Genomic DNA, 16,116 nt, shown 5'->3' on the forward strand with positions numbered 1-16,116 from the left:
CCTCGCCGGGGCGCTCAGCCCTCGGAGTTCTTCGACGACTTGGACGCCCCGGACGGCCCATGCGGCCTCGGCACCCGGGCGCCGCCGACGGTGTACGGAAGGATCGTCACCGCCACTGACGGCAGCTTGTCCAGTGCGCGGACGACGCGTTCGGCGGTGCCGCGGTGCAGGAGGCGACCGAGCACCGTGTAGTAGGTGCGGCGCGGGATCAGGAGGGTCAGCGCGGTCCGGCCGTCGGCGACGGCGGCGACGGCGAGTTCGGTGAGCGCCCGCTCCAGCCTGCGGTCGGGGCAGTCGACGACCTCGAGGGGCACGTCGGTGGCCCGGGACGCCTGCCAGTGCTCGGCCAGTCGGCGGGCGCGGACCGTGTCGACCGCGGCGTGCACGGCCCGTACCTCGTCGGGCCGCAGCTCGTGCGCGTACCGCAGGGCCTGGAAGACCGCCGGGTCGTAGGAGTCGATGAGGACGTACACCACGTGCCGCTGCCAGCGTGGCCGGTCGCTCTCGTCCGCGGGCGGCAGCATCGCAAGGGCGGCGGCCTCGGCGCGGTATTCACGGTTGATGCGGATCAGCACCCACACGCCGAGCGGGAAGACCACGACGACCAGCCAGGCGCCCTCGGTGAACTTGGTGACCGCGAAGATCAGCACCACGGCCGCCGAGACCACCGCGGCCGTCCCGTTGACGGCGAGCTTCCAGGCGCGGCCCGGCTCCCGGCGCCGGAAGTGGTACGCGGTGAGGCCCGCTCCGGCCATGGTGAACGCGGTGAACACCCCGATCGCGTACAGCGCCACCAGCTTGTCCACGTTCGCGTTGGTCACAAGGAGCAGCGCCAGCGCGACCACGGACAGGGTGATGATCCCGTTGGAGAACGCGAGGCGGTGTCCGCGCCGGGTGAGCCGCCGGGGCAGGAAGCGGTCCTCGGCGACGAAGCTGGCCAGGTAAGGGAAGCCGACGAAGGGGGTGTTGGCGCCGGTGTACAGGATCAGCGCGGTGGCGAGCTGCACGAAGACCAGGCCGGCCGTGCCCGCCCACGAGTCGCCGAACACGAGGTGGGCCTCCTGCGCGATGACGGTCGGGGTGCCGTCGGTGTACGGGATGGCGTGGGTGAGGTGCGCGAGGCCGGAGATGCCGAGCACCAAGGTGCCAAGGACGCAGCTCATGGTGATGAGGGTGCGGCGGGCGTTGCGGCCCTGCGGCTCGCGGAACACGGAGATGCCGTTGGAGATCGCCTCCAGGCCGGTGAGGGAGGAGCCGCCGTTGGCGAACGCGCGCAGCACCATGAACAGCGTCGCCCCGTACAGCCAGCCGCTCCCCTCCTCCCCCAGCGGCACCGCTCCGGCAGCGCGCACGTCCGCGTGCGGCAGGTCCCCGAACACCCACCGGGCCAGCCCGACGGCCAGCATCAGCCCGACCGCGCCCATGAACAGGAACGCGGGCACCGCGAACACCCGGCCCGCTTCCCGGAGGCCGCGCAGGTTGCCGTACGCCAGGAGCACCACCACCCCGACGCTCACCGGCACTTGGAGGTGGTCCAGGCCCGTCCAGTCGCCGCCGACCAGGTGGGCGAGCGAGATGAGCGCGTTCGTGCCGGCCGATACCTGCACGGCGACCGTGACGACGTAGTCGACGAGCAGCGCCACCGCGGCGATCTGCGCCACGTCGGGCCCGAAGTTCTCCCGGGCCACGACGTAACTGCCGCCCGCCCGTGTGTAGATCATGACGACGTCGCTGTAGCAGAGCGTCAACAGCACCAGGACGAACAGGATCGCCCCGGTCACGGGCATCAGGAGCGTGAACGCGGCGACTCCGACGACGGGCACCAGGACCCTGAGCATCTCCTCGCTGCCGTACGCCGACGAACTGACGCAGTCCGACGCAAGGACCCCCAGCGCCGTGCGATTGCCCAGCTTCTGCTGCTTGCTCTTCGCGGTGACCAGCGGAGGGCCGAGGAGTTGTCGCTTGAGGCGGTAGGAGAGCGGCTCGGGCAGGTCGGCGTCGTGATCGGTGGTGAGCATGGGCCCATCACAGCGGTGTTCACGTCCCGGGCCGAGCGGCCACTCCGGTCGGCGGCCGACCGGGGGACCTGGCCCTTGCCGAAGAATCCTTGTCGGAGAGCCCTTGTCGGAGATCGCGCCGTGTGGTCAGTCCCGCTGGCCCAGGTCCAGGCGGTCGAGGAGCCCGGCGGCGGTGAAGGCGGCGACCAGTTCGTCACGGCCCTCGGTGAAGTGCGCCCAGCTGTCGTAGTGGACGGGAACCACCCGGCGGGCGCCGAGGATCCGGGCGGCGTCGGCGGCCTGCGTGCTGTCGAGGACTATCAGCGCGCCGTCGAAGAGGTCGGGGAAGCGGGGAGCCCCGGCGAACAGGAGGGCGGTGTCGACAGGGCCGAACCGGTCGGCGATCTCCTGGACCAGGTCGAGCGAGGCGTTGTCGCCGCTGACGTAGACGGTGGGCAAGTCCTCCCCGGTCAGCACGAATCCGATGACCTGGCCCGTGACCGGTTCGACCTCCTCGCGCGCGCCGGGTCCGTGGAGGGCGGGCACGCCCGTGACGGTGACCGTGCCGCCGCCGGGACGGTCCAGCGTGATCGATTCCCAGTCCGCCAGCCCCCTGGCCCGCTCCCCCAGGCGCTGCCCGCCGCCGGGTGTGGTCAGGGTCAGCGGTACGTCGGCGAGCACCGCCCGGCCGGATTCGTCGAGGTTGTCGGGGTGCTCGTCGTGGGAGAGCAGGACGACGTCGACACGGCCGAGGCCGGCGGGCGAGGCGGAGGCGGGCGCGGTCTTGGTCAGTTGGCCACCCGGCACCTGGTAGTCACGGGGCGTGTCGAAGGTCGGGTCGGTCAGGAATCGCAGGCCGCCGTATGCGAAGAGGGCGGTCGGGCCGCCGAATACACGGATGGGGGTGGGGTTCTGGTCAGTGGTCGTGCCGGTGCCAGACATCAAGTCCTCACGGATCCTCACGGATTGAAGGTTAGTTATCCGTGAGACACGCTAGCGGCGCCTCATGGATGAAGGCAAGCCGTACCATGACAAGCGTGAGTGAGACCCCCACCGCCGAATCCGCGCCACCGCCCGCCCCGGGGGCGGAGGACTATGTCGCCCTCGACTTCGCCAACAGCGCCCTCGCCCTGCCGGGAGGCCACTTCATCGATCTCCTCGGCACCCCCGGGGCCGCGAACCGGTGGCTCACCGAACACGGCCTCGCGCCCGCCGACGCCGGGGTGCAGGAGATGTGCGCGGCACAACTGCGCTCCCTGCGCGAACACCTCAGGTCCTTGTTCGCCGCCCGCGTCGCCGGTCTGCCCGCCCTGCCAGGGGCGCTCTCCGCCGTCAACGACGCGCTGAGCAAAGCCCCCACGGCCGCCCTGCTGTACTGGGACGAGAAGAACGGCCCCTACCGCGCGGCGCCGTGCCCCACCAACGAGATCCTCGACCGCGCGCTCGCGACCCTCGCGGCCGACGCGGCCGACCTCCTCACGGGACCCGACGCCGACCGCCTCACCACCTGCGGTTCCACGCCCTGCAACCGCTACCTGCTGCGCCACGGCCGCCGCCACTGGTGCTCCACCCGCTGCGGCGACCGCGCCCGCGCGGCCCGCGCCTACGCCCGGCGCACCCAGGTGACGTGACGACGTCGGCAGTCCCGGCTCCGGCCTCCGCACAGGGGAGGGTGTGACGTCCGGGAATCCTGGTGGCTTCCCGGCGCGTTCGGCCAACAGCCACTCGTACGCCTCCGCTCAGTCCAGGAGACCTCGCTCATGTCACTGCCAGAGATCGATGCCGTCGTGTTCGACGTACTCGGCACGCTCGTCGACGAACCCGCCGGTATCCGCGCGGGCATTCGCGCACTCGACCCGTCGCCCGACGACGGCGAGGTCGAGCAACTGCTGTCGCTGTGGCAGCAGCACATCGAGCGCGAGCAGCGCCTCGTCCTCGACGGCGTGCGGCCCTACGTCGCCAGCGACCTCCTCGACCGGGAAGCCGCCCGGCTCGTCGCCGACGCCGCCGGAGCCGACGACCCGACCGCCGTGGCGGCGCTGGCCCTGTCGGGCCGCAGGCTCCCGCCGTGGCCCGACACCGTCGCAGGGCTCGCCCGGCTCGCCGAACGCTTCCCGCTGATCGGGCTCTCCAACGCGAGCCGGACCGCACTGCTCGGACTCAACGCCCACGCGGGACTGCGCTGGCACCAGGCCCTGTCCGCCGAGGACGCCCGTACCTACAAGCCGGACCCGGCGGTCTACCAACTGGCCGTCACCGTCTCCGGCCGACCTCCGGAGCGCCTGCTGATGGTCGCCGCCCACGCCTGGGACCTGCGCGGAGCACAGCGACTCGGCCTGCGCACCGCCTACGTCGCCCGCCCCGTCGGCGACCCGCCCACCGCATCGGACCGCTTCGACCTGCATGTCGAAGACCTGGCCGACCTGGCCGACCAACTCGGCGACGCCTAGGGGCACCTCCGGCGGACCATGTGGCCGACACCTGTACGGCCGTCCTTGACAGCCCACTCCCGGACTGCCCACACCCGGCGGCCCACACCCGCGAAAGAGCCGACGTGAACAACGATCAACTCCCCTCCGTGCTCCCGGAGACGGACCGCACCCGCCATCGCCGCCTGCGCGAGCAGGGAAGCCTCGACCGCGCACAGCTCGACGCCGTTCTGGAGGCGGGATTCGTCTGCCACCTGGGAGTCGTCGTCGACGGAGTCCCCATGGTCGTACCGACCGTCTATGGCAGCGACGGCAGGCACCTCTACTTCCACGGCTCCGTCGCCAGCCGCAGCCTGGTCGCCTCGCCCGGGGCGGCGGTGTGTGTGACGGTCACGCACGTGGACGGCCTGGTGCTCGCCCGCTCGGTGTTCGAGCACGGCGTCAACTACCGCAGCGCGATGGTCTACGGCGTCCCGCGCCTCGTCACGGACCCGGAGGAGAAACTGGCGGGCCTGCGCCGCCTGACCGAGCAGGCGACACCCGGCCAGTGGGACTACGCGCGGCAGCCGAACCGCAAGGAGCTGGCGGCTACCGCGCTGCTCGCGCTCTCCCTGGAGGAGGCGTCGGTCAAGATACGCACCGGCGCGCCCGACGACGGAGACGGGCCCGACGCCGCACTCGGCATCTGGGCGGGCGTCCTGCCGCTCAAGCCCACCTGGGGCGCGCCCGAAGCCGACCCTCTCCTGCCCGCCGGCATCGCACCGCCCCCGCACATCACCGCTCGCGGCGGCGCCTGAGCGCGTGGCGCACCACCTTGGCGACCACCGACGGACGCAGCAGCAGCGAGGGCGGCGCCATCATGTTCAGCACCCGCACGAACCGGGCCCACACACCCGGGTCGTGCACGGCGAGGGCGAACACGTGCTGGTTGTACCAGTGGGCGAAGCGCGCGGAGCGTGGCTGGCCCTCCGGTGACCACATGAGGTCGGAGCTGGTGGCAAGGGTCCACGGGACCTGGATGACGCGGGCAGCCTCGCGGTGGTAGACGCGGCTGAGGCCGTCGAGTGCGGACGCGTCGTCGGCTCGGCGGTCCGCTCCTCGACGGTCTGCTGCTCGGCGGCGCAGCAGATGGCCGAGCAGTTCCGCTTCGAGTGCCGCAACCGTGAGCCCCTGGCCGTACACCGGGTTGAACACGCAGAGCGAGTCGCCGACGGCGATCAGGCGTTCCGGCCAGCGGGCGTTCTTGTGGTGCAGGCGCCACTCGTTGCCGGGGTTGGTGTACCGGTGGATCTCCCCCTGCCGGGTGCCGCGCTTGATCTGTTCGGCGATGCGCGGGTTGCCCAGGGTGTGCGCGAAGTCGAGATAGCCCTCGTCGTCGGTGGGCGGCACCTGCTGGTCGAAGCCGAACAGCGAGCACATCCAGCGGTGGTGCTCCACGGCGAGCACCACTCCGCCGCGCGCGACGTCGGGTGCGAACGTCATCTGGTACGCGACGTCGAAGTCCTGCTCGTCCTCCGGCGGGCGTTCGTAGCACGCCGAGGTGTAGGTGATCTTCGCCTTGATGACGGTCTTGCCGGACTCCGGCAGCTTCGCGTCGGCGAGCCAGTTGTCGATGGGCGTGGAGCGGCCGGAGGCGTCGACGACCAGGTCGGCGGTGACCTCGGCGGACTCGTCGGCGCCGTCGGTGCGGTAGCGGACCCGGTCCAGGCGGCCGGGGGCGCTCGCCGTCACCGTCTCGCAGCGGGTGGCCGCGAGCAGTCGTACCGAGGGCAGGGCCAACACCCTTTGCCGCAGCCGCCGTTCGAGCTCGTCGCGGGTGAACGTCTGGATGTGCACGCCGACCGGGTCGCGTGGCGCGTAGCCGGACGGGAGCAGGAAGCTGATCCGCTCGCCGTAGTCGAAGACCGGCGCGCCCAGCTCCGCGAGCTCCGCCCGCAGCCCCGGGAAGAGCGCCTCCAGCGCGTCGCCGCCCCGGGCGAGCAGCGCGTGCGCGTGGTAGCCCTGCGGGACATGGGGGTGCACGCCGGTGTCCGTGCGCACCGGATCGCGCTCCAGGACGAGCACTTCGGCGAAGTGGTCGGCCAGGACCCGCGCGGTCACGAGCCCGGCGTACCCGCCGCCGACGACGACGGCCCGCTCCCAGCGTGAGCCGGGCGGAAAGCTGTGCTGGTTCTCGGCCATGGCCAACCCCGTTCCTCCGCGCAACTGCCCGCCGTTTCGACCCTCTCAGCGCAACTGCCCGCCGTTTCGACGCCGTCCGCCACTTCACCCTGTACGGCCGCGGTTCTCAAGACCGCCTGGGGAGCGCACCGAAGCACGCGCCGTGTTCCCACCCGGACTGAGCCGTTGCCCCGTACGCCTCAGTCCCCGCCGCCTCCACCGCCACCGTCGCCGCCGCCTCCTCCGTCCCCGCCACCGCCGCCGTCGCCCCCGTCGCCGCCGTCCGAGCCCCAGCCGTCCCCGCCGCCGGACTCGTTGTCGTCGCTGCCCCAGCCGAGGTTGCTGAACCAGGCGCTGTCCCATTGGATGTCGATCGCCACCGGATCCCCGTCGTGCGCGGGCCGTCGCGTGGGCTGGGTCCGGAAGCGGTGGGCGCCGGTGGTGTCGCCGATGCCGAAGGTGACGGCGAAGGCGTGTGCCATGACGGCGTCCAGCGGGTCGGGGCTGTCGTGGCGGATGTCGGAGAGGGGCAGCAGCACGGTGCCCGGTACGGGACGGCGACGGCGCGGCGGGCGGGTGAGGAGGGCGACCTGCTGATCGTCGCGCAGCAGCCGCGAGGAGGTGCTGTTCTCGCGCTGCAGCTCCCAGTGGTGCCGCGGCGTCCGCGCGGTGATGAAGCTGCGGGACTTGCGCCAGTTCTTGGTCAGGGTCAGCGACGCGGCATCCGTGCCGACGGTCAGGGCCAGGCCGCGGTTCGGTGTCCTGTCGGAGCTGTGCAGTCCGTGAGGCGCGCGGACGCGTACGACGGGTGCCATCGGGCCCCATACGTCCACGCGGACGAGGCGGCGGTCGACCGCCACCGATATCGCTCCGGTGGGCCCGGGGGCGTACCGCCGTGCGAGCCACAGCGGTACGCCCTCGGTCTGCGCCTGCGCGGCCAGGGCCGCCACTTGCCCGGGTCCTCCGCACTGGCGGACGGCCAGTTCCCCGAGGCGGTGGGCGAACTCGGCGGCCCTGCGCACCTTCACGGGTTTCGTGGTGCCGGTGACGCGGGTGACGGGCACGAGGGCCGGTCCGTCGGGCAGCTCGTGCAGGCTGCGTTCGGTGCCGCCGCCCCCGAGCCAGTGGCCGCGCTGGTACGCGTCCGCCATCGCCGCCCAGTGCAGCACGTTCAAGGGCATCGTGCGCCCCCTGACCCGCAGCCCCTGCCCGGTCAACTCCACTGTCTGAGCCAGCGGATTCCAGGAATTCTCGGCATACAACACCTCAACCATGTGTCCCCCCGTGATCTGGCCGTGCCGCTGTTCCGCCGACGCTACGAATCACTCATTTTCCCACGCCAGTGATGGTGTCCGGCGTCGTATTACGAGGCCGTCGCCGTATCCGGACACTTGTCTCCCGGACCGCGGCTCCGGGGATTGTCAGTACGTCAGCAGTGCCTGAGCGGCGCGTGCTGCCTGGGCTGCCACGCCGGGGATGCTCGAGGTGATGAACGAGCCGTCGGCGGACAGGTCTCCGACCACCTGGACGCGCGGGTCGGCGGAGGTCAGCCCGCCTTGCCGGTGGAGCGTGGCGAGGCCGGTGTCCGCCAGGGAGTGGACCAGGCGGCGGGCCGCGGCGGGGACTGTGTGCGGGGGTGGGTTGACGGCGTTGACGATGAATTCCGCGGTGTGTGCGCCGCCGTCATGACGTATGCGGAACCGCCCGTTCGCGGGTGCGATCGCCTGTAGGCCAGGCGTGATGGTGAGCCGGCCGGAGTCCAGCAGGCGCATCAGGACGGACGCGTTCACCGGGACCATGGGCGAGGCGACGCTGGTGGCCGTGCGCAGGTGGCGCCGCAGCCGTACGCGGTCGGCTTCGGGCAGCAGCCGCCAGGCGTACGGGCCGACGGTGTGCGCCGTCTCCTGTAGCACGCGGCGGCCGATCCGGGGGCTGTCGATCGCGGCGAGCTGCCGCGCGAGCCACTGGACCGGATCCTGGGCCGGGGTGGCCAGCAGTTCGGTGGCGAATTCGTCGAAGTCCTCCGCGGCTTCCGCCAGTTCCGTACGTAGCAGCTCGCCGAGATCGTCGAGCGTGATCCTCCCCCGAGCTGTGTGCAGGGCAGCCACCCGTTCGACGGTGAGGTGTTGCGGGCGTCGTCCGTCGGGGCGCTGCCAGACGTGCGGCAGCACTCCGCTGCGTGAGAAGAGGGTGATGTGTCCTCGGTGTCCGTGGGCGGCGAGCGAGGTGACTATGTCGACTGCGGTCAGGCCGCTGCCGATGATCGCCACTTCTCCCTCGGCCGGGATGTCGGTGAGGGTGTTGGCCAGCGGGTAGGGGTCCGGCGTGAAGCGGGGGGTTCCGGAGAGGCTGTACAGGTCTGGGGGTGTTCCCTGGCCCACGCACAGCGCTACGTGAGTTGCCTCGTACTCCTGTGTGTCCTGCGTTGCCTGTTCTTCTTCTGCGTCTTGTGTCGCTTGTGCTTCTTGTGCGTCCTGCGTACGTAGTACGAGGTGACGCGCGCCGGAGCGTACGACTTCGCGTACGGCGGCAGCCACGACGCGCACAACCCAGCCCTGTTCGCTCAGCGCGGCCATGGCTTTCTCGGCGGACTCCGCGAGGTAGTCGCCGTAGACGGAGCGCGGGACCAGTGGCTCGCCCAGGAGCTCGTCGGTGTGGTCACCGCCCCGTTCTCCCAGCCAGGCTTTGTAGTGGCCGAAGTCGCCGTGCCGGGCCGACATGATGGCGGGCGGCGCGTTCACGAGGACCGAGTCCAGGTCCGGGCCGTAGGGCCGCCCCCGCCACAGATGGGGCGACGGCTCGAAGACGGTGATCGTGCCGGGTGCGCCCTGCGTGGCGGGGCTGTCCTGCGTGGCTGCCAGAGCGTCTAGCAGGCACACAGCCGCAGCACCCCCTCCGACGATCGCGATATCCATGGTCTTCCCCTCTGTAGGTCGCGTCAGCGACCCGTTGCCCGTGTCAGCGACCGACTGGTCGCGTCACCGACCCTCGCCCGCGCAGTCGGCGGGCCCCATCCCCTCGGTGCGGGGAACGGGCAGGCGGGACCCCCTCACTTGAGGGGTGGTCCCGGGCGCTGGCGACGTGCACGCTGGTCACGGCAACGGGGAGGCACACGTATGACAGATCCACGCCGGTCGGTACTGCCGACGGCTGAACGGGCCGCGGACGCACTGGAGTTGTTCAGCCGGGCATCGGCCGGGCTTCGGCGACTCGTGCCCTTCGACTCGGCGGTGTGGACCGCCGCCGACCCGGAAACGGGGCTGATCACAGCGCCGATGCTGGTGGAGAACGCCGGTCTGGGCGAGGGCTGCGCCGCCTATTGGGAGAGCGAGCTCCTTGAGGAGAACGTGCTGCCGTTCAGCGAGCTGGCCCGCGCGGTGGTTCCGGCGGCCGGGCTGCGGGCGGCCACCGGCGATCTGCCCGCGCGCAGCGCCCGCTTCCGGCGCCTGCTCCTTGGCGAGGGCGTGCACGACGAGCTGCGCGCCGTCCTGCGGGTCGACGGGCGGCCGTGGGGGCTGGTCAGCCTGTTCCGCACCGTCGACTCCGGCACCGGGGCCTTCCGCCCGGACGAGGTCGCCCTGCTCGCCGACCAGTCCCGCCCCCTGGCGAGTCGGCTCCGCGCCTTCGCCCGCCCGTCCAGGACCACACCTGACACCGGCTCACCCGCACCCGGACTGATCCTCTTCGACGCCTCCGGCCAGGCCACCTCGATCAACGACCAGGCGCGGCAGCACCTGTCGCTGCTGCCCGAAGGGCCGTCCTTCCCCTCGGCGTTGGGGCTGGCGCTGCCCATCTGGCTGATCGGTACGGCATTGCAGGCACGGGCCATCGCCGACGGCCGCGACCACGGCGACGCCCGCATGCGCATCCAGACCACCCAGGGCCGCTGGCTGATCTGCCACGCCTCCTGCCTGACCGGTCCCGGCGGCCGGCCCGGCCCGGTTGCCCTGGTCATCGAGCCCGCGACCGCCGCCGACCTGGCCGTCCTCATCGCCCAGGCCTACGGCCTCACCTCGCGGGAACTCCAGATCACCCAACTCATCGCACGCGGCGTCAGCACCGCCGAGACGGCCGCCACCCTGTTCATCTCCCCGCACACGGTCCGCGACCACCTGAAGACCATCTTCACCAAGACGCAGGTCTCCAGCCGAGGCGAACTCGTGGCCCGCCTGTTCACCGAGCACTACTGGCCCGCCCTGCCCGAGCCCACACGGATCCAGCACCTCTGCGGGCCGAGTCGGTGATTTCCCTGAGGCATCTCCGGGTCGTCCCCGATACTGCACGGCCGACCATCCTGGTGAGCTTGTGTCATGCCTCACTTTCACCTTCACTCACCTCTCCGGCTCCTGGCCGCCCTGAGCACGATCGGCGCGCTCTCCCTCGCAGCGCTTGTCCCCACTGCGGGCACCACTCCCGCCCTTGCTGACACGCCCCAACCCTCCTCGACCGAACCCGCCCGACTCCAGCCGGCGTTGGACCGCGTCGTCGAGCAAGGCACGCCGGGCGTCATCGTCCAGGTCAGAGAGGGGCACAGAACGTGGAACGGCCGTTCCGGCGTCAGCGACCTCGCCGTCGGACAACAGCGCAGCACCCATGAGAAGTTCCGTATCGCCAGCGTCACCAAGTCCTTCACCGCCGTTGTGCTCCTCAAGCTCGAGGCCCTGGGGCGGCTTTCGCTGGACGACAGCGTCGAGAAGTGGCTCCCCGGCGTGGTGCACGGCAAGGGTTACAGGCCGGACCGCATCACGGTGCGCCACCTGCTCAACCACACCAGCGGGATCTTCGACTACAACATGGACGAGGGCTTCCGCGCCAAGTACGCGGGCGACGAGTTCGACAAGCATCGCCTCAAGCAATGGGCGCCAGCCCAATTGGTGGACATCGCCCTCGCGCACCGTCCCAACTTCCAGCCGGAACAAGGCAGTAGGCCCGGCGAGCCCGGTGAATGGGATTACTCGGACACCAACTACATCCTCGCCGGCATGGTCATAGAGAAGGCCGGCGGCAGCACATACAAGGAGGCGGTGGAGCAGCTCATCATCAATCCGCTCGGACTGCGGGGCACCAGTGCGCCCGGCGCTTCCCCCGAACTGCCCGCTCCGCATGCCACGCATTACTCGACCCTCTTCGAGGAGGGACCCGAGGCAAGAGTGCGTGACGTCACGGAGTTCAGCCCTACGGTGGCGTTCTCGGCCGGACAGTTGATATCGACCGTCGGCGACGTCAACACCTTCATGTCGAAGCTGCTCGGCGGCGAGCTACTGCCGGCCACCCAGCAAAGGCAGTTGCTCGACGCGGTCCCCGTCGACGGGGACAAGGGGCACGGCGGCCCGGAGGACGTCTACGGCCTCGGCATACGTCACTTCAAGCTGGCGAAGGGCTGCTGGGCCTGGGGCCACGGCGGAATGATCCCGGGTTCGGCCACCCGGACGGTCGCGTCGGCGGACGGACAGCATGTGATGACGATGAACCGGAACGGGGACTGGGGCGAGCAGGCCCTCGAGGACGCGGTGGTGAACACGGAATTCTGCGAGCGCTGACGTCCGTCTCCGTGCACGTTGCCCTTGCTTTGCTCACCCTCCGCCGAGTCGCTCGTTCAGGAACGCGAGGATCTCGTCGCGAGCCTGCACAGTCGGGTGACCGTCCTGGTCGACGAGGTGGGCGGTGACGACGCTGTGGGCGCATCCGACGATGTCACGGAAGAAGGGAGGAGGGTTGGTGTTCGCTGCGTCGTCGGGCAGGACGCGACCGTCGAACGCGTCGCCGAGCAGCGCCCGGTAGGCCGCGAACCGCTGGCCGGTGCACCACTTGTCGTTCTCGAAGCGGTAGCCGAGGACCTTCAATCCGTCGCGCTGTACGCGTTCGGCCAGGGCAGTCGCGTCGTCGGCGCCGATTTCCAGGCCGCCGGGGTCGTCGAGCGGCAGTGAGGGATGGTTGACCACCGGTGCGACGACCGCTGGTTCGAGCGCCATGGTCAGGGCGAAGTTGCCGGTGAAGCACAGCCCGACGGTGCCGACGCCGGGTCCGCCGCACTCGGCGTGCGCGATGCGGGCGAGGCCTCGCAGCCAGGCGACGACGGGACTGGTGCCGCCGCCGGCGAACGCCCGGAACTCGGCGCTGACGCAGGCACGTCGGACAACGGTCTCGTACGCCTCGGCCAGCGGATAGGCGCCGTCGACTCCGAAGAGGGAAGGCAGGTAGACGGTGAACCCGGCATCGCGCACCCACCGTGCGAAGCGTGCGACGTCGGGGCTGATGCCCGGCATCTCTGGCATGAGGATGACCGCCGGTCCGGACCCGGTCACGTACACGGTCTTGTCGACGTCATCGACGCGGACGGTTCTGTGTGTGAAGTCCGTCAGTGGGTCGCGCTGCCCTCGCGTGGTTGTCATGAGCGAAAGGATGGCGAGAGGCTGACGTCACTGAGAAGCGGCGACATCGCCATATGGTGTGGCGATGTCGCCACCTGTCGCCACCTGTCGGCGCCAAAGGAACGGAAGGAATCAGATGAGTCCGCTACGCGTGAGTGTGCTGGCCTATCCCGGCTGCTTCGCGTCGGAGGTGTTCGGGATCCTCGACCTGCTCACCATGGCCACGCATGTCGCCGCGGCGCAGGGGGCGGTCGGGCCGTCGTACGAAGTGTCAGTCGTCTCGCCCAGGCGGCGGGTGACCGCGTCGGGTGGGGCGGGCATCGACGTCTCGGCGATGCGGCCGGCGGACGTGCTCGTCGTGCCCGGGTTCGAGATCTCGCCCGCGCTCGACCCCGAGGCGGCACTCGCGGACCTGGGGCCGGAAGTGGCCGCCGTTCGGTCGCAGGCGGCTGCGGGGGCCGCGGTCGTGTCGATCTGCGTCGGGGCATTCCTCGTCGCCGAAGCCGGTCTGCTCGGCGGGCGGGAGGCGACGACGTCGTGGTTGTACGCGGATCGGTTCGCGAAGCGGTACGCCGACGTGTGCGTGCGCGCGGAGGAGTTGGTCGTGACCGACCGGGGGGTGACGACCACCGCGGCCTTCAGCGCGATGTACGACTTCGCGCTGCGGTTCATCCGCGAGCACGACGGGGCTCGCGTCGCCCGCAGCACCGCGCGCATCGCGCTGCTCGACGACGCGCGGTCCACGCAGGCCGTGTACGTCGACGTCGCGCTCCTGCCCACGGTGGGCAAAGGCTTCTCCCGCGGCGTGAAGCGGTGGCTCGACCAGAACCTCGGGGCGCGGTACGACCTGCCCGCCCTCGCCAAGGAGTTCGGTGTCAGCACTAGGACCATGCTGCGCCGCTTCGGCGACGAAGCCGGTGAGACGCCGCTCGCCTACCTGCACGCCGCCCGGGTGCGCCGGGCCCGACACCTCCTGGAGACCACCGACAGGACCGTCGCGAGCATCGCCGCCGACGTGGGGTATCGCGATCCGGGGTCGTTCGGCGGAGTCTTCGCCAGACATACGGGTCAGCAGCCGAGCGTGTACCGGGCGACGTTCCGGCGGCGCGACGGCCCTCGCGGGCGGGCGCCGGAGGCCGCGCGCGTGCTCACTTCAGGAAGTCCGAGCAGACGTTGGACTTCGACCGGCCGCTCTGCGGACGCAGGGTGACGCGGATGTCGTCGGCCCGTGTCGTGCCCTTGTCGTCGGCGACGGCGCGGGCCCGCGCGATGCTGCACACGAGCTGGCCCATCAGGTTCCGGTCGTCCACGGCCGAGTGGGAGAGATCAGCCATCGGTACGTGGACGGTGACCGCGTTCCCGGCGACCGTGGCCCTGTACTGGGCGCCGGTCCCCAGCATGGTGGTGAGCCCGGAAGCGCGTTCCGCGTCCGTCGGGCCGGAGCCGAGGAGTTTGATGACGCCGTTGGGGTCGGTGACCTTGTACGCCGGGATCTCGGGGCGCGAGACCCCTTCCAGGCGTCCCGTCTGGGACACGAAGTACAGGCGCAGCCCCTTGGTGAGCCCTCCGGCGGCCTCGCCTCCGTCCAGGACACCGGTGGGGCGCACCCCGCAGCCGGCGAGCAGCACGACGGCCACACCGGAGAGCGCGGCGGTGATGGCCATGCGGGCGGCCTTCATCTGTCCTCCTCCTCACGGACGCGTCGCCACGGCAGACGCAGCGTGAACACCGCTCCGCCGTCAGGCCTGTTGGCCGCGTCGATGGCGCCGCCGTGCAGGCGGGCGTTCTCCAGCGCGATGGCGGTGCCGAGGCCGCTTCCCTCGGAGCGGGTGCGCGCGGTGTCGGCCTTGTAGAAGCGGTCGAAGACGTGGGTGAGGGTCTCGGGCGGCAGTCCGGGGCCGCGGTCGGCGACCTCGACGGTGAGCCAGTCGCCCGCCGGATCGGTGGCCAGGGTGACCGTCACGGGTTCGGCTCCGTGGCGCAGCGCGTTGCCTACGAGATTGGCGACGATCACGTCGACGCGCCGCCGGTCGACCAACGCCCTTATGCCCTGCGGCAGTTCGGCCTGGACCCGGTCGGTCAGGGCACGCAGGGACAGCGTCGCGCGGACGGCTTCGGCGAGGTCGGTGCCGGTCAGGTTGAGGCGGGCCGCTCCCGAGTCGAAGCGCGACATCTCCATCAGGTCGTCCACGAGACGGGTGAGTCTTGCGGTCTCCTCGCTGACCGTGCGGGCGGCGTGGGCGGCGTCCGGCGGCAGCGTCTCCGCGTCCTCGTCGAGGACGGTGGCGACCATCGTCATCGCGGCGAGCGGGGTGCGCAGTTCGTGCGAGACGTCGGCGACGAAGCGCTTGGCCCGCAGGTCCTGTTCGCGCAGCTCGGCGACGGAGGACTCCAGGGCGCCGGCCGTCTTGTTGAAGTCCCGTGCGAGGTCGGCGAGTTCGTCGCGTCCCCGTACCCGCACCCGGGACGTGAGGTCACCGGCGGCGTGCCGTCGGGTGGCCCGCCCCAGTTCGCGTACGGGACGCAGCACCGTACCGGCGGCGAGGAGCGCGAGGACGGCGGCGAGCAGCACCACCGGCACGATGCCGTCGCGCACGGCGTCGAGGACGCCCGCCGTGTCGTCGCGCTCCGCCCGCAGTGAGGTGATGGCGAAGACGTCGAGGCCGGACAGCGTCGTGGAGTCGAAGGTGACGGGGGTGCCCACGACCAGGTAGGGGCTGCCGTGCCAGTCGACGCGCTGGAAGCTCATGCGGTTGCGGGTGCGGACCGCCTCGCGCAGGGAGGGTGTGATGCGCGTGCGGTCGGCGGAGGCGTCGGACGACGCCTTGAGGGAGCGGTACTGGGTGACGACGACGGCGTCGTCGCCGAGCCCGTCGGCGATGCCGGCCGCGAAGCGGGTGAGGGACACCTCGTCGGCCGGGACGTCGAAGTCGGCGGCGGCCTGTTCGACGCGGTTGCGTACGTCGGTGAGGACCGCGTCCTGTTTGCGTTCCAGGACGGCGGTGCGCGATTCGCGGTAGGCGAGCGCGGTCGCGGTGACCGCGCTGACCAGGGCGACGAGCACGAAGGCGACGACGAGCCGGGTGCGCAGGCCGCCGAGCCGTCGCAGGGCGCGCATGCGGGGGCGGCGCTCGTGCGGACGATCCGGACGCCCCGGAC

14 protein-coding genes are annotated in these 16,116 nt (G+C 71.3%); 6 read left to right on the forward strand and 8 right to left on the reverse strand.

Features of this window, described 5'->3' with window-relative positions; genetic code table 11:
- Positions 1-14: 14 nt before the first annotated feature.
- Together IEY91_RS22025 and IEY91_RS22030 are read right to left on the reverse strand one after the other, a co-directional pair.
- A complete protein-coding gene (locus tag IEY91_RS22025; RefSeq protein WP_189175368.1) occupies positions 15-2,018 on the reverse strand; it encodes an APC family permease in 2,004 nt (667 codons plus the stop codon).
- A gap of 126 nt (positions 2,019-2,144) precedes the next feature.
- Entirely contained in the window at positions 2,145-2,939 is a 795-nt protein-coding gene (locus IEY91_RS22030; protein WP_189175574.1) for an MBL fold metallo-hydrolase, read from the reverse strand.
- Positions 2,940-3,025: 86 nt separating this feature from the next.
- Between IEY91_RS22030 and IEY91_RS22035 the strand changes: the two genes are divergently transcribed.
- From IEY91_RS22035 to IEY91_RS22045, 3 genes are all read left to right on the forward strand, one after another.
- Entirely contained in the window at positions 3,026-3,628 is a 603-nt protein-coding gene (locus IEY91_RS22035) for a CGNR zinc finger domain-containing protein (protein ID WP_189175369.1), read from the forward strand.
- A 129-nt stretch (positions 3,629-3,757) separates the two neighbouring features.
- Complete coding sequence (locus tag IEY91_RS22040) at positions 3,758-4,447, forward strand: haloacid dehalogenase type II (RefSeq protein ID WP_189175370.1); 690 nt, start codon at positions 3,758-3,760, stop codon at positions 4,445-4,447.
- 104 nt (positions 4,448-4,551) lie between these two features.
- On the forward strand, positions 4,552-5,223 hold the full coding sequence (locus IEY91_RS22045) for a pyridoxamine 5'-phosphate oxidase family protein (RefSeq protein ID WP_189175371.1): 672 nt from the start codon (positions 4,552-4,554) through the stop codon (positions 5,221-5,223).
- Here the strand turns inward: IEY91_RS22045 and IEY91_RS22050 are convergent.
- The 3 genes from IEY91_RS22050 to IEY91_RS22060 all read right to left on the reverse strand — a co-directional run bounded on the left by IEY91_RS22050 (position 5,201) and on the right by IEY91_RS22060 (position 9,501).
- The gene (locus tag IEY91_RS22050; protein ID WP_189175372.1) at positions 5,201-6,607 is read right to left on the reverse strand and encodes an NAD(P)/FAD-dependent oxidoreductase; all 1,407 of its coding nucleotides are present in this window, start codon (positions 6,605-6,607) and stop codon (positions 5,201-5,203) included. The genes IEY91_RS22045 and IEY91_RS22050 overlap by 23 nt on opposite strands.
- Before the next feature lie 179 nt (positions 6,608-6,786).
- Positions 6,787-7,767, reverse strand: coding sequence for a hypothetical protein (locus IEY91_RS22055; RefSeq protein WP_229697145.1), 981 nt, complete (start codon positions 7,765-7,767; stop codon positions 6,787-6,789).
- A 240-nt stretch (positions 7,768-8,007) separates the two neighbouring features.
- A complete protein-coding gene (locus IEY91_RS22060) occupies positions 8,008-9,501 on the reverse strand; it encodes an FAD/NAD(P)-binding protein (RefSeq protein ID WP_189175374.1) in 1,494 nt (497 codons plus the stop codon).
- A gap of 201 nt (positions 9,502-9,702) precedes the next feature.
- Between IEY91_RS22060 and IEY91_RS22065 the strand changes: the two genes are divergently transcribed.
- Entirely contained in the window at positions 9,703-10,830 is a 1,128-nt protein-coding gene (locus tag IEY91_RS22065) for a helix-turn-helix domain-containing protein (RefSeq protein WP_189175375.1), read from the forward strand.
- Positions 10,831-10,896: 66 nt separating this feature from the next.
- Positions 10,897-12,126, forward strand: a complete 1,230-nt coding sequence (locus IEY91_RS22070; RefSeq protein WP_229697146.1) for a serine hydrolase domain-containing protein — start codon at positions 10,897-10,899, stop codon at positions 12,124-12,126.
- Positions 12,127-12,159: 33 nt separating this feature from the next.
- Here IEY91_RS22070 and IEY91_RS22075 read toward each other — a convergent pair whose 3' ends face one another.
- Positions 12,160-12,978 carry a dienelactone hydrolase family protein gene (locus IEY91_RS22075; RefSeq protein WP_189175376.1) on the reverse strand — a complete coding sequence of 273 codons (819 nt, stop codon included), beginning with the start codon at positions 12,976-12,978 and terminating at the stop codon, positions 12,160-12,162.
- 115 nt (positions 12,979-13,093) lie between these two features.
- On the opposite strand from IEY91_RS22075, the gene IEY91_RS22080 reads away from it, so the two are divergent.
- Entirely contained in the window at positions 13,094-14,167 is a 1,074-nt protein-coding gene (locus IEY91_RS22080) for a GlxA family transcriptional regulator (RefSeq protein WP_189175377.1), read from the forward strand.
- On the opposite strand, the gene IEY91_RS22085 is transcribed toward IEY91_RS22080, so the two are convergent.
- A complete protein-coding gene (locus tag IEY91_RS22085; RefSeq protein ID WP_189175378.1) occupies positions 14,106-14,636 on the reverse strand; it encodes a hypothetical protein in 531 nt (176 codons plus the stop codon). The genes IEY91_RS22080 and IEY91_RS22085 overlap by 62 nt on opposite strands.
- Positions 14,633-16,075 (reverse strand): ATP-binding protein, encoded by a 1,443-nt coding sequence (locus IEY91_RS22090; protein WP_189175379.1) that lies wholly within the window; start codon positions 16,073-16,075, stop codon positions 14,633-14,635. Before IEY91_RS22090 ends, IEY91_RS22085 begins: the two co-directional genes overlap by 4 nt.
- Between the last annotated feature and the right edge of the window lie 41 nt (positions 16,076-16,116).

The sequence above is a fragment of the Streptomyces lasiicapitis genome (assembly GCF_014646335.1).
Classification (GTDB): domain Bacteria; phylum Actinomycetota; class Actinomycetes; order Streptomycetales; family Streptomycetaceae; genus Streptomyces; species Streptomyces lasiicapitis.